This is a genomic window from Flavobacterium sp. ZB4P23, from assembly GCF_003970375.1.
GTDB lineage: Bacteria > Bacteroidota > Bacteroidia > Flavobacteriales > Flavobacteriaceae > Flavobacterium.
The window spans coordinates 153,547-167,823 of sequence record NZ_RYDK01000002.1 but is presented as its reverse complement, the minus strand read 5'-3'; the positions used below and the strand labels follow the sequence as shown (position 1 = coordinate 167,823).

At 36.1% G+C, this 14,277-nt stretch carries 12 protein-coding genes and 1 pseudogene; 12 read left to right on the top strand and 1 reads right to left on the bottom strand.

Going from position 1 to position 14,277, the window contains the following annotated elements:
- The first annotated feature begins 910 nt into the window (after window positions 1-910).
- From EKL99_RS03905 to EKL99_RS03845, 12 genes and pseudogenes are all read left to right on the top strand, one after another.
- Window positions 911-1,336, top strand: coding sequence for a WxcM-like domain-containing protein (locus EKL99_RS03905; protein WP_126576433.1), 426 nt, complete (start codon window positions 911-913; stop codon window positions 1,334-1,336).
- Window positions 1,329-2,477 (top strand): DegT/DnrJ/EryC1/StrS aminotransferase family protein, encoded by a 1,149-nt coding sequence (locus EKL99_RS03900; RefSeq protein ID WP_126576432.1) that lies wholly within the window; start codon window positions 1,329-1,331, stop codon window positions 2,475-2,477. The genes EKL99_RS03905 and EKL99_RS03900 overlap by 8 nt, the downstream gene beginning before the upstream one ends.
- Before the next feature lie 219 nt (window positions 2,478-2,696).
- Window positions 2,697-2,948, top strand: coding sequence for a type II toxin-antitoxin system Phd/YefM family antitoxin (locus EKL99_RS03895; RefSeq protein ID WP_126461271.1), 252 nt, complete (start codon window positions 2,697-2,699; stop codon window positions 2,946-2,948).
- Between the two features lie 112 nt (window positions 2,949-3,060).
- Complete coding sequence (locus tag EKL99_RS03890; RefSeq protein WP_126461268.1) at window positions 3,061-3,339, top strand: Txe/YoeB family addiction module toxin; 279 nt, start codon at window positions 3,061-3,063, stop codon at window positions 3,337-3,339.
- 551 nt (window positions 3,340-3,890) lie between these two features.
- Entirely contained in the window at window positions 3,891-5,051 is a 1,161-nt protein-coding gene (locus tag EKL99_RS03880) for an ATP-binding protein (protein ID WP_126555279.1), read from the top strand.
- 51 nt (window positions 5,052-5,102) lie between these two features.
- Complete coding sequence (locus EKL99_RS03875; RefSeq protein ID WP_126576431.1) at window positions 5,103-5,633, top strand: ATP-binding protein; 531 nt, start codon at window positions 5,103-5,105, stop codon at window positions 5,631-5,633.
- A gap of 164 nt (window positions 5,634-5,797) precedes the next feature.
- Window positions 5,798-6,346: a dTDP-4-dehydrorhamnose 3,5-epimerase gene (gene rfbC, locus EKL99_RS03870; RefSeq protein WP_126576430.1), complete on the top strand. Its 549-nt coding sequence runs from the start codon at window positions 5,798-5,800 to the stop codon at window positions 6,344-6,346.
- A 216-nt stretch (window positions 6,347-6,562) separates the two neighbouring features.
- A pseudogene (locus tag EKL99_RS03865) lies at window positions 6,563-6,940 on the top strand (Bro-N domain-containing protein); the annotation flags it as partial.
- Between the two features lie 65 nt (window positions 6,941-7,005).
- Window positions 7,006-7,860, top strand: a complete 855-nt coding sequence (gene rfbD, locus EKL99_RS03860) for a dTDP-4-dehydrorhamnose reductase (RefSeq protein ID WP_126461253.1) — start codon at window positions 7,006-7,008, stop codon at window positions 7,858-7,860.
- Between the two features lie 301 nt (window positions 7,861-8,161).
- A complete protein-coding gene (gene rfbB / locus EKL99_RS03855) occupies window positions 8,162-9,208 on the top strand; it encodes a dTDP-glucose 4,6-dehydratase (protein ID WP_126461250.1) in 1,047 nt (348 codons plus the stop codon).
- 190 nt (window positions 9,209-9,398) lie between these two features.
- Entirely contained in the window at window positions 9,399-10,268 is an 870-nt protein-coding gene (gene rfbA, locus EKL99_RS03850; RefSeq protein ID WP_126461242.1) for a glucose-1-phosphate thymidylyltransferase RfbA, read from the top strand.
- Between the two features lie 852 nt (window positions 10,269-11,120).
- Window positions 11,121-13,052, top strand: a complete 1,932-nt coding sequence (locus EKL99_RS03845; protein ID WP_126461241.1) for a nucleoside-diphosphate sugar epimerase/dehydratase — start codon at window positions 11,121-11,123, stop codon at window positions 13,050-13,052.
- Between the two features lie 216 nt (window positions 13,053-13,268).
- Here EKL99_RS03845 and EKL99_RS03840 read toward each other — a convergent pair whose 3' ends face one another.
- Window positions 13,269-14,150 (bottom strand): SDR family oxidoreductase, encoded by an 882-nt coding sequence (locus tag EKL99_RS03840; protein WP_126461240.1) that lies wholly within the window; start codon window positions 14,148-14,150, stop codon window positions 13,269-13,271.
- Window positions 14,151-14,277 lie beyond the last annotated feature (127 nt).

The window sequence follows — 14,277 nt, the reverse complement described above, 5'->3', positions numbered from 1 at the left end:
TGAAAAGGAGTGGAGAGCGAGGATGTTTTGTGTATATATAGATGTTCTTTTCTTTTTTGCTTGATCAAAAAAGAAACAAAAAAATCAAGCCTGAAAATCCAAAGCGTAAAAACGGTTGTATTTATTTACCTGACTGCCACTGGCAGTCCTCCTTTTAATTTCAAATGTTGTTTTTTATGCTTTTTATTTAAGGGGGAAAAGGAGTGGAGAGCGAGGATGTTTTGTGTATATATAGATGTTCTTTTCTTTTTTGCTTGATCAAAAAAGAAACAAAAAAATCAAGCCTGAAAATCAAAAGCGTAAAAACTACCTCAAAGTGCCGTTCCGCAGCCCGAGCCGTTCGTCCTTCGTCCTCAACTCGCGGACTGCTGCCACTTTACTTTTTCGTTGTTTTTTTATGCTTTTTATTTAAGGGCGGGGGGAAGAGTTTTTAGATGAACGTTTGTTGGTGTTATTATTATTGAAGGTTTTTTTTCTTTTCGCTCACTTAACTTTTATTACAAGTGGTGTTTGCTTCGCCTGTTCGCTTCGCTCGAGTGTCTGAATCTTCGATTTGCCTTGATGCAAAAGAAACAAAAAATTATTCACGGGTTGTTATCGTTTTTTAGTATTCATGACCCGAGCCTAAAAGGCGAACAGATGAAATAATCTTCGATTTCAAGCTTGCAAATCAAAAGCGTAAAAACGGTTGTATTTATTTACCTGACTGCCACTGGCAGTCCTCCTTTTAATTTCAAATGTTGTTTTTTTTATGCTTTTTATTTAAGGACAATTAAGGAGTGGTAACAAGAGTGTTCAGGGTTCAGTTTGAAGGTATCTGCAGTCGAGTTAAGGAATTATGAAGTATTAGGTGATTGACTGCGCTCGAACTGATACCAGGACTATTTTATAATGACAAAATATTATATACATGAAACCTAAAATAATTGCAGGAGGAAATTTTTCGGGTCACCGCGGTACGGTATCCTACGTCAATGATTTTAGTTTTAATGGAATTGAACGATTTTATATTATCAGCAATTCTGATGCGCATCCTGTGCGTGCTTGGCAAGGACATAAATTAGACTCCAAAAATTTTTATTGTTTGAGTGGTTCTTTCAGGATTCATTATGTAAAAATTGATGACTGGGAACATCCATCTAAAGATTTAACAATTGAGACCGTTACTTTATTAGCGTCAGAAAGTAAAATGCTGCATATTCCGGCTGGTTATGCCAATGCTATTGAATCCCTAGAATCCCATTCGAAACTATTATCGTTTTCGACTTTACCATTGCACAATGTTAGTGATGATGATGTTCGTTACGAAGCCAATTATTGGAAACTCAATGAGTAAAAATCGAATTTTTTTATCATTGTCTCAGCGAAGTGGTTTTGAAGAACGGTATATCCAAGAAGCTTTAGAAACACATTGGATTACTACTGGAGGACCTCATGTTGATGCTTTTGAGCAGGCCCTTGAAAATTACTTAAGAAATGAAACTCATGTCGGAGCTTTAAATTCTGGTACAGCAGCGATACATTTAGGTCTGATTTTATTAGGAGTTCAGTCAGGAGATGAAGTGCTTTGTCAGAGTATGACTTTTTCGGCTTCGGCTAATCCTATATTGTATCAAGGGGCAATTCCTGTTTTTATTGACAGTGAAACGGACACCTGGAATCTATGCCCGATTGCCTTAGAAGAAGCTATTGTAGACCGAATTGCTACAGGAAAAACGCCTAAAGCGATTATTGCCGTGCATTTGTATGGTGTGCCGTATCAAATTGATGAAATTAGAACAATAGCGGATAAATATGGTATTCCAATTCTGGAAGACAGTGCGGAGGCTTTGGGAAGTTCTTATAAAGGTCAGAAGTGCGGTACTTTTGGGGATATAGGGGTTTTATCTTTTAATGGGAATAAAATCATTACCACTTCCGGAGGTGGTGCTATTGTAACTCCAACGAAGGAGTTTAAAGACAGAGCTGTGTTTTTTGCGACCCAGTCGAGAGATGATACTCCTCATTACCAGCACAGTGAAATAGGGTATAATTATAGAATGAGTAATATTTGTGCTGGTATCGGCCGCGGTCAAATGGAAGTTTTAGACGATCATGTGGCTTTGCGAAGAAAAATGCATGCTTTTTATGTCGATTTATTCAAGGATATTGCAGCAGTAACCGTTTTTGAAGCTCCAAAAGATGATTATTTTGCTAATTACTGGCTGAGTTCCATTGTGGTGGAACCTGATGCAGCGAAAGGAATTGATAGAGAAGCTTTGCGTTTGGCTTTCGAGCAAGCCAATATTGAATGTCGTCCTCTGTGGAAACCAATGCATTTACAGCCTATTTTTGAGAAGTACCCATACTATGGAAGTACAGTTGCTGAAACTTTATTTGAAAAGGGGTTGTGTCTGCCTTCCGGTTCTAATTTGACGAATGTAGACAGGGAGCGGATTTCGGCAGTTGTCCATGCTTTTTTTAAACAACGTAACTAATTTCTAAATAAAAATTTCACGCAGATTGGCGCAGATTAAAAAAGTGCAGAGTAGCGCCTATTTTTTAAAGATTTTAAAGAATCTGCGAAAATCGGCGTGGAGCTAGATCAGCGATTATCGGCGTGTAAAAATATCCAGATATCCCCGTAAATAAAACATTGTTAAGTGGTACAATATTAAGTACATTTTTTTGTACATTTGTAAAAAAAATAATAAATTATGAAAGCGATAACAATTTCAGCATTAAGAAAAGGGATGAAAGAATACTTTGATTATGTTTCTCAATCGATGGAAGTAATTGTAGTTCCTAGAAATAAAGAGAATGAAGCGGTTGTCATTATGTCAATTCAAGAATATAATTCACTTTTGGAAACAGAGCATCTGTTATCCACCAAGAGTAATAGGAATAGACTTCAAGAATCTATTGGTCAACTAAAGGAAGGAGAAACAATTCCCTATTCATTAGATTAATAGAATTTACAAAATCATGAAATCGCAATGATTCTAAATCACAAACTGGAATGAAGAATGGCGATTCCTCCCGACAGCTATCGAGAAAGACAAAAACAAATATTATCTTCATATGAATATCGAATTTACAAGTCATGGTTGGGAAGATTTTACCTATTGGATAGAAAATGATGCTGATGTACTTGATAAAATTAAAGAGTTAATAAAATCAATTAAGCAAAATTGTTTTAAAGGGATTGGAAAACCAGAACCTTTAAAGTTTGGGTTAAAAGGATTTTGGTCAAGAAGAATTACAGGTGAACATAGATTAGTTTATTCCATAAAAGGAACAAAAGGAATTGATCAAAAATGTATTATTATTCAATGTAGATTTCATTATGATGACAAATAATACGTTCTATTTGCAACTGCCAATAAAATAATTTCAAAAATAATTATAGGAGGAAATCATTCTGATACTAGAGGTACCCTTCGATTTAATAATTCTTTTGATTCAACGGCTATAAAAAGAATTTATCTCATAGAAAATAGCGAAACCACATTTGTTCGTGGGTGGTAAGGACACCGCACAGAGCAACGGTGGTTTTCTGTTGTACAAGGTAGTTTTAAAATTGAATTGATTGCCATTGATAATTGGGAGAATCCTTCCAAAAGGTTAAAATCACTCTCTTTTATTATAAATAAATGCTGAAACACTTGATATTCTCTATATTCCTCAAGGGTACGTAAGTAGTATTCAAGCACTCAAGGAAGGAGCAAAATTATTGGTCATGGGAGATTATTTGTTAGGAGAAATTCAAGATGAATATCGATTTGATATTGATTGTTTTAAATAGAAAAATTTCACGCCGATGCGTTAAAAAAATTTCACGCAGATTGGCGCAGATTAAAAAAATCTATACAATTATGGAATTTGATTCCGTAATTGTATAGATTTGTAGAATGATACGTAGAGAAGCAGAAAAAGAAATTATAGCTTTGGCAAAGCAGTTTAAAGCAGTTGCCGTGGTTGGACCGAGACAGTCTGGTAAGACTACCTTGGTACGGTGGATTTTTAAAGACAAGGAGTATGTGAGTTTTGAAAATCCCGACATTCGTTTGTTTGCTATTGAAGACCCAAGAGGCTTTTTGTCAAACTATCCCAATGGAGCAATATTTGATGAGGCGCAAAGAGTTCCAGATATTTTTTCCTATTTGCAACAAATCCTTGATGAATCAGTTGTAAAAGGTTTATTTATTATAACGGGTTCAAATAATTTTTTGTTGCAGGAAAGCATATCTCAGAGCTTAGCAGGAAGAGTGGGTTATCTTAATCTGTTACCACTGACTTTGCACGAAATAGGTGATAAGGAGCGTACTATTAGCCAGACTATTTTTAAAGGTTGCTATCCTTCGTTATATAATGACACTGTTGATACTACGCAGTGGTATTCAAATTATATTAGAACATATATTGAGCGAGACGTTAGGCTGATTAAGAATATAACCAATTTGGTGGTTTTTGAAAAATTCTTGCGATTATGTGCTGGTAGAATTGGTCAGTTGTTGAATATGAATAGTTTGGCGGTAGAAATAGGTGTTGATACAAAGACGATTAGTTCTTGGATTAGTGTTTTGGAAGCTAGTTTTGTAGTGTTCCGTTTACAACCGTATCACTCTAATTTTAACAAAAGAGTTGTAAAAATGCCTAAATTATATTTCTATGATACGGGATTAGCGTCTGCCTTATTGGGAATTCAAAATAGTGAGCAAATTGACGTTCATCCATTTAGAGGTGCGCTTTTTGAAAATTTGATTATTGTTGATTTTCTTAAAAGTAGATTTAATAAAGCCAAGACCAATAACCTTTATTTTTGGAGAGATAATTTAGGGAAAGAAATAGACTTGATTATTGATAATGGGATGGATATAATTCCTATTGAGATAAAATCAGGGCAAACAATAACCATTGATTATTTTAAAGGAGTTGTTTATTGGAATAAACTAGCTCAGAAAGAAGGGGGATATGTGATTTATGGGGGTGACTTGGTTCAAAAAAGGAGCAATTCTATTACGGCAATTCCATTTAGTGCAATAAATTCGATTGAAAATAAACTACTGTAATCTTTTATTGGTTTTAGTAGGATTCGTAATGATATAAAAGAATATCCCACAATGAAAATGGAGTTACCTTTATTGCGAGGTGTTGATTTGGGCTTTGTTCCAAAAATCAAACAATTGTTGGCTATAATCTCTGAATCGGTTCCTTTTATACCTAATGTGAGTAATTTAAGTGATAAAATTGGTATAAATAGAACTACTTTAATGACTTATCTACATTATTTGGAAGAAGTAGGTTTGACCATTAACTTGCAAAAAGAAGCTAAAGGAAGTGTGAAATTGCAAAAACCAGCTAAGATTTATTTAGAAAACACAAATTTAATGTTTACACTTTCTCCTTCAAAAGCTACTATTGGTAACGCTAGAGAGACCTTTTTTGCAAATCAATTGGGGTATAAAAATAAGTTGAGCCATCACGAAAAAACTGATTTTTTTGTAAGTGATTTATATTCTTTTGAAATTGGAGGAAAGGATAAGTCGATGAAACAAATTGAAGGTATCGAAAATTCCTATATCGCCGCAGACGATATTGAGTATGGTTTTCAAAATAAAATTCCATTGTGGTTGTTTGGCTTTCTGTATTAAGTAATAACCCTGGTATAATGTCGTATTTTAAAATCAGGATAAAATCATGTAAAAATTTGATTTAAAGCTGTTTTACTTAAAGTTAATTCTTTTGACTTTACGACTTTTAAACTTTCGACTTACTTACAATTAAATGATAGAATAAATAAAATTACAATTACAAGATGACCATTGAAAAAACAAATATAAAAGATTTAGTACTTATTTCCCCGACAGTTTTTGAAGACTCGAGGGGTTATTTTTTTGAAGCCTACAATGAGGCTCAATTTCATGAACATGGGATTTTCTATCAATTTATACAGGACAATCAGTCTTTCTCCAAACGTGGGGTGATTCGGGGATTGCATTTGCAGATTAATCCTTTTGCACAAGCTAAATTGGTGCGTGTGCTTGAAGGAGAAATCCTTGATGTGGCGGTCGATTTACGCAAAAACTCATCTACTTATGGACAGCATTTTAGTGTGATTTTAAGTGCAACCAATAAAAAACAATTGATGGTTCCCCACGGTTTTGCCCATGGTTTTTCGGTTTTGAGTGAAACTGCTTCGGTGCTATACAAAGTAGATCAATTGTATCATAAGGAGAGCGAAAGAGGGATTAGGTATGATGATCCTACTTTGGCCATTGATTGGCAAGTGAGTCCTGATGAAGTTATTGTTTCTCAAAAGGATTTGGTTTTGCCGAGTTTTGAGGATATTGATTGGGAGTTTTGAAAAGAGAGTTTAAGGTCATATCGAGAGGCAGTTTTAATCGCAATCCTGATAGTAATCAGGAAGCAAAGACATTAAGTAGTTTTGTTTGTGATTTGAAAATCGACCGGTTGATCATAAATTGACTAACTATAAATGTAAAGTATTGATTTTTAGTATTATAAAATAGATGAATTAAAGCTATTATCTTTGTAGAAGTAAATTTTTAAATTTTTCGTTATGATACAGCGCCAAGCCTTACAGTTATTTGATGATAAAAAAGTACGGACTCTTTGGGATTCCGATCAAGAGAAATGGTACTTTTCTATTGTTGATGTAATTGATATTTTGACAGGCACTCCTAATGCAAGAAAATATTGGAGTGTTTTAAAAATGCGTTTAAAAAAAGAGGGAAGTCAGTTGACTACAAATTGTAGTCAACTGAAAATGCAATCTGTCGATGGGAAATATTATAAGACGGATGTCTTCGATACCGAGCAACTTTTTAGGTTAATACAATCGATACCTTCACCAAAAGCTGAACCATTTAAGCTTTGGTTGGCACAGATAGCTTCGGAACGTTTGGATGAAATGCAAGATCCAGAACTCACGATTGACTTGTGAGAAGTTGAAAGTGAGGAGTGAGAAGAGGAAAAGTGAGGAGTGAAAAATTAAAAAGATAAATGAAGAAAATAGTAGTTACTGGTGCTAATGGGCAATTGGGTTCTGAATTAAAGGTGTTGTCTAAAAACTACCCTCAGTTCGAATGGATTTTTGCAGACAGAACGCAAGTGTCCTTGGATAATTTGTCGATTTTACAAAGTCAATTAGAAGAAATTACTCCAGATTTTATATTAAATTGTGGTGCCTATACAGCCGTTGATAAAGCAGAAACAGAACACGAATTAGCGGATATTGTTAATCATTTAGCGGTCGCCATTATTGCTCAATATACGAAAGATCATTCTGTAAAACTAATTCATATTTCTACTGATTACGTTTTTGACGGGACATCAGCTGTCGCATTGAGCGAGGAGGCCCTAACGCAACCTGTTAATGTGTATGGAGTAACCAAAAGAGCGGGAGAGTTAGCTTGTTTGAAAGCAAATCCCGATGCAATTATCATTAGAACTTCATGGGTGTATAGCAGATTTGGAAACAATTTTGTAAAAACCATGCAACGATTATTACAAGAACGAGATACGATCAGTGTGGTTAACGATCAGATTGGTTCGCCTACTTATGCTGCCGATTTAGCTCAGGCTATGATGACTATTGTAACAGCACCAGACTGGATTGCCGGAATCTATAATTATTCGAATGAAGGAGAAATCAGCTGGTATGACTTTGTCCTGGCAATCCAGGATATTGGTGGGTATACTTGTGAAGTGAAAGGAATTCCCTCAGCGGCTTATCCTACACCTGCCAAACGTCCAGCTTTTTCTTTATTGGATAAAAGCAAGATTAAACGAGTTTATGGTATTGTTGTTCCGGATTATAAAGAGAGTTTAGCTGTTTGTATGAAAGGTGGGTTATGAGTTAGGGGTTGTGTAAAATTTCCGTTTTGTCCCACCCCTAAAGGGAGCCGAAAATCCAAAACGTAATTTAAATAAAGCCTGTTAATTTTAAATCGGATTTTGTGTTTCTTTTTTGCTCCCTTTAGGGACAGGGGGAAACAAAAAAGAAACTAACTAAATTTTATTTTTCGCACGCTCTAGGCGAGGGGGAAACAAAAAAGAAACTGACTAAATTTTATTTTTCGCACGCTCTGGGCCAGGGGGAAACAAAAAATAAATTTCGGGAAGTTTTGTTAAAACGAATTAAAAATAAAATCTAAAAATGAAAAAAATACTAATCACCGGTGGGGCCGGTTTTATTGGGTCCCATGTCGTACGGCTTTTTGTAAAGAAGTATCCGCAATATCAAATTGTTAATTTGGATGCACTCACGTATGCTGGGAATCTCGAAAATATTGTTGATATTGAAAAAGCGCCTAACTATACTTTTATAAAAGGAGATATCGTTGATGCGCCATTCATTGATCAATTGTTTGCGGAGCATCAATTTGATGGTGTTTTGCATTTAGCTGCCGAATCTCATGTGGATCGTTCTATAACCGATCCGTTGTCTTTTGTGAAAACAAATGTTATCGGAACGATGAATTTATTGAATGCGGCTAAGGCTACTTGGCAAGGCAATTACGAAGGAAAACGTTTTTACCACATCAGTACCGATGAGGTTTATGGCAGTTTAGGTGCCGAAGGATTGTTTACGGAGACTACTGCGTATGATCCTAATTCTCCGTACTCGGCTTCAAAAGCCAGTTCGGATCATTTTGTCAGAGCGTATGGAGAAACGTATGGCTTGCCTTATGTGTTGACCAATTGTTCCAATAATTACGGGCCGTTTCATTTTCCTGAAAAATTGATTCCATTATTCATCAATAATATCATTCAAAACAAACCCTTACCCGTTTATGGTGACGGGAAATATACCCGCGATTGGCTTTTTGTAGAAGATCATGCGGTAGCCATTGATTTGGTTTTTCATGAAGGAGTTAACCATGATACGTATAATATTGGTGGATTTAACGAATGGCAAAATATTGATTTGGTTAAATTGCTTTGCAAAATAATGGATGAGAAATTAGGAAGGGCATCCGGAACTTCGGAACAATTAATTTCGTACGTAAAAGACCGTCCCGGACATGATTTGCGTTATGCTATTGATGCCAGTAAGATAAACAGAGAATTGGGATGGAAACCATCGGTTACTTTTGAACAAGGATTGGAAAGGACCGTAAATTGGTATTTGGAAAATCCAACCTGGCTGAATAATATTACTTCGGGGGAGTATGCAAATTATTACGAGAAGCAGTATAATTAGTGATCAGTGGTCAGTGGTCATTGTTTAGTGATCATTGTTTAGTGATCAGTTGTCCGTTTTTTTAATTGATGTAGATTTAACTATAGAAAAAACTTCCTTTGTAAGGTATTAGTTAAAAAAATAAATTATTTTAGATTAAAAATTATACCTGTGAAATTTAGTGCCTTTGTGGCAAAAAAATAAAAAATATATGAAAGGAATTATATTAGCCGGAGGTTCCGGGACCCGTTTACATCCGTTAACACTGGCCATGAGCAAACAAATGATGCCGGTTTATGACAAACCCATGATTTATTATCCATTGTCTACTTTGATGATGGCGGGAATCAATGAAATATTAATTATTTCAACTCCTCATGATTTGCCTAATTTCAAAAAATTATTAGGCGATGGGTCTTCAATTGGTTGTCAATTTAGTTATGCGGAGCAGGCCATTCCTAATGGATTAGCGCAAGCTTTTGTTATTGGAGAAGAATTTATAGGGAAAGACAGCGTAGCTTTGGTTTTAGGGGATAATATTTTCTTTGGATCCAATATGGATGAATTGTTGCAATCCAATACCAATCCTAAAGGTGGGGTCGTATTTGCGTATCATGTTTCAGACCCGGAACGATACGGTGTAGTCGAATTTGATGCTGATTTTAAAGCGCTTTCTATTGAAGAGAAACCGTTAGAACCCAAATCAAATTATGCGGTACCCGGTTTGTATTTTTATGATAATTCAGTAGTGGAAATTGCCAAGAATATCAAGCCAAGTGCTAGAGGGGAATATGAAATTACTGATGTAAATAAAGTGTACTTGGAAAAAGGGGCTTTGAAAGTAGGAATTTTAAGCAGAGGTACGGCCTGGCTAGATACCGGTACTTTTAATAGCTTAATGCAGGCGGGACAATTTGTTCAGGTTATTGAAGAGCGTCAAGGATTGAAAGTGGGCTGTATTGAAGAAATTGCGTGGAGACAGGGTTTCATTAGTGAGCAACAATTGAAAGATCTGGCCGAGCCTTTGAGGAAATCAGGTTACGGAGAATACCTGCTGGGATTGCTGAAGCATAAGTTGTAAGCATTTCGGGCGCAGTATTTAGACAAATGATGCAGTACGGGTAGTTATAGCTACAGTCCAAAAACAAAATTTCCGAATAATTTTGGCACAGCGAAAATAGATGAAATAAGGAAGTTGAAAGTTTAAACGTCATAAAGTCAAAAGGAGCATTATTGTAAAAAGTAATTTAATATCAATCTGTTGCGTCATTTTGTTTATTTTTAATACACGACAGTATATAATAGTTGTTACTGAGTTTCCTCTTCCCATTCAAAAAATAATCTGTGAAAATTGGTGTNNNNCTATTTTTAATACACGACAGTATATAATAGTTGTTACTGAGTTTCCTCTTCCCATTCAAAAAATAATCTGTGAAAATTGGTGTAATCTGTGTTAAAAAAGATTTCTTATGTGATTTACTTAAGCCGTTTGAACACAGTTCTTTGGTCTCCTTCCTCTAACATCTATCCAGACAAAACACCTCTATTTTTAATACACGACAGTATATAATAGTTGTTACTGAGTTTCCTCTTCCCATTCAAAAAATAATCTGTTAAAATTGGTGTAATCTGTGTTAAAAAAGATTTCTTATGTGATTTACTTAAGCCGTTTGAACACAGTTCTTTGGTCTCCTTCCTCTAACATCTATCCAGACAAAACACCTCTATTTTTATTGATGACACACAAGGAATAGTCTTTTTGTTCGGCTTAAAAAAAATAGTGCGTGTAAGAAAATGTTTTATTTCATATATTTGACGTGAATATCGTTTAAAGCGCATAACCTAAAACCAATCAATTTTGAACCCGGAAACCAACAGAAATGCAACCCGATTTAATTCTAAATTTTTTTCAAGAATAAACCGAAGGCTGAACATGCATAATTTAGGTTATTTGCCCCGATGGATCATCGTATTAATTGATCTTATGGTGCTTACCACCTCCTTTGTGTTTACTTTTCTGATCTTTAAAGGAACAGGAATGGATTATATTATTACCGACCACAGCACAATTTTAATTGCTGGTTTTTTTGCGACTAATTTGTTTTTCTTTTGGCTTTTCAGAACCTATTCCGGGATCATTAGGCACTCTTCTAATATTGATGCGGTCAAGTTGTTATTTTCACAAATGTCCGTACTGATTGTTTTTTTTATTTTTAATTTTCTTTTCCAAATTTTTTTTAAACAAAAAGCATTCTTAAATACAGCCCTTTTTATCAATATTGTACTTTCTTTTTGTGGCCTGTTTTTATACCGAGTGGTCGTGAAGCAAACGTTTGAGTTATATTTTTCAGAAAAGAACGACAGTAAATTGATACGAACCATAATTTATGGAACCGATGCCAATGCGATTTCGGTAGCGAATGCGCTGAAATTTGAAACACCATCCCGCTTTAAAATAGTCGGGTTTGTAGATAAGAACAATCAAAACGCATCTAAGCGCATGCTGGATTTGCCTATTTTAATCCAAAAGAAAAAGTTGCCTACACTAATGCGTTCTATAGGTGCCGAAAGTGTCATTATAGCGGATAAAAGTTTGTCTAAAGAAGAACAGATTGTGATCGTAGACCAGTGTCTGGAGTATAATTATAAGGTATTTACCGTTCCGCTGATCTCCGATTGGGAAAATCAAAAGGAAATTTCCCAAAAAGTAAAAACCATACAAATTGAAGATTTGTTGGAGCGAAAACCAATAGTGCTGGACAATAAAGCCATATCGAAACAATTAAAGGATAAGGTAGTTTTGATTACTGGTGCAGCAGGTTCTATAGGAAGCGAAATCGTCCGACAAATATTGGTGTTTAATCCTAAGAAAATTATTATTCTGGATCAGGCGGAGACCCCATTGCATCATTTAAAACTGGAAACCGAAAACATCAGTACCACAGTAAAAATATGCACGGTAATTGGAGATGTCAGAAACAGACAGGCTATGGATGAAATCTTTAAAGCCTACCGTCCGCAGGTTGTTTATCATGCTGCAGCTTATAAACATGTGCCGCTGATGGAAGAAAATCCCTGTCAGGCTATATTCACCAATATTGAAGGAACTAAAATTCTGGCTGATTTGTCTTGTTTGTACAAAGTCAAAAAGTTTGTGATGGTCTCTACCGATAAAGCGGTAAACCCAAGTAATGTCATGGGAGCCAGCAAACGGATCGCCGAAAAATACGTGCAGTCCTTGCAACTCAGGGATCAGATTGAGAACGGGGAGGAAGCTACAAAGTTCATTACGACGCGTTTTGGTAATGTTTTGGGATCCAATGGATCTGTAGTGCCTTTGTTTACAAAACAAATTGCCGAAGGAGGGCCGCTGACCATCACCCACAAGGACATCATCCGTTATTTTATGACCATACCAGAGGCGTGTCAACTAGTGCTGGAAGCGGGTGCGATGGGGAACGGAGGGGAGATTTATATTTTTGACATGGGTAAACCGGTTAAAATTATTGATTTGGCTCGAAAGATGATTAAGTTAGCGGGATTTATTCCGGATAAAGACATTAAAATACAAATTGTAGGGTTGCGTCCCGGGGAAAAATTATACGAGGAATTGCTCAATGACACGTCTAAGTCGATACCCACACACCATGCTAAAATTATGATTGCGCAGGAAATTCAAGAAGAGTTTGAAGCATTACATGCAGATATTGATGAATTAATTTGTATTGCCAGCAGGTTCGGAAATAAGGCTATTGTGACGCAAATGAAAAAGATTGTGCCTGAATTTAAAAGTATGAATTCAGCGTATGAAATATTAGATAAACACGAGGAAGTTGCTGCGGTTCCTTATTTAACAGAACAATAATTATTGTGAACTTCTCAATACGCTTCGCACTCGGAGCGACGTGTTTCGAGAACCGTTTTTAATTCCAAATTTATTACTTCCCATACGATCGCCCAAAATCAAGATCACTCGTACGGATGAAAATTGCAATTAAAACAATCTTCATCCAGCGAGTTTCATATTTGACTTTATGATGTTTAAACTTTGGACTTAATTGGTTCCGAGTTGGGTATTGGATTATTTATTTTTCTTTGCTTTAATCAACAGCTCCAGCTGATCCCAAAGTGCTTCCGGTATCGCTTCTAACAGATTGAATTGTCCGGCGCCTTTCAGCCACTCACCACCATCAATCACCACCACTTCACCATTGACATACGCTGAAAAATCAGAGACCAGATAAGCCGCTAAATTAGCCAATTCCTGATGGTCTCCCACGCGTTTCAATGGCACTTTTTTTGCCATATCAAATTTCTCGGCTAAGTCACCGGGTAGTAAACGGTCCCATGCGCCTTTAGTCGGAAAAGGTCCCGGTGCAATTGCATTAGAACGGATTCCGTATTTTGCCCATTCTACAGCAAGACTGCGCGTCATTGCCAGGACACCTGCTTTTGCTGTCGCACTAGGCACCACATAAGCAGAACCGGTCCAGGCATACGTTGTTACGATGTTTAAAATGGTTGCTGATTTTTGTTTGGTGTCAATCCAATGTTTCCCAAAAGCAAGGGTGCAGTTTTTTGTCCCTTTCAAAACAATATCAATCACGGTGTCAAAAGCATTAGCAGAGAGTCTTTCTGTGGGGGAAATGAAATTTCCGGCGGCGTTATTAAGCAGGACATCCACTTTGCCAAAAGTGTTCAAAACCTCTTGCAGCATGTTTTCGACTTCACTATAATGACGTACGTCACATTGAATAGGAAGGCAGGTTCCGCCAGTTAGCGTTTCCAGCTCCGCAGCGGTTTTTTTTAGTTTTTCTAAATCCCTGGAGGTGATGGCGACTTGCGCACCTAATTCCAAGAAATAGTGAGTCATCGCTTTTCCTAAACCACTTCCGCCTCCGGTGACTACAATCACTTTGCCTTTAAGAGCATCGTCCCGTAACATTTTATCTGTATAACTCATGTTTTTTATGTTTTAATGGTAAATATAGCAAAATTAAATAGTATGCATGCATAATAAAATAATAATATATTGAAACGATTTGCTAAAGGATGACTCTATCACACGACGATTCAACAGTTTCTCCCGC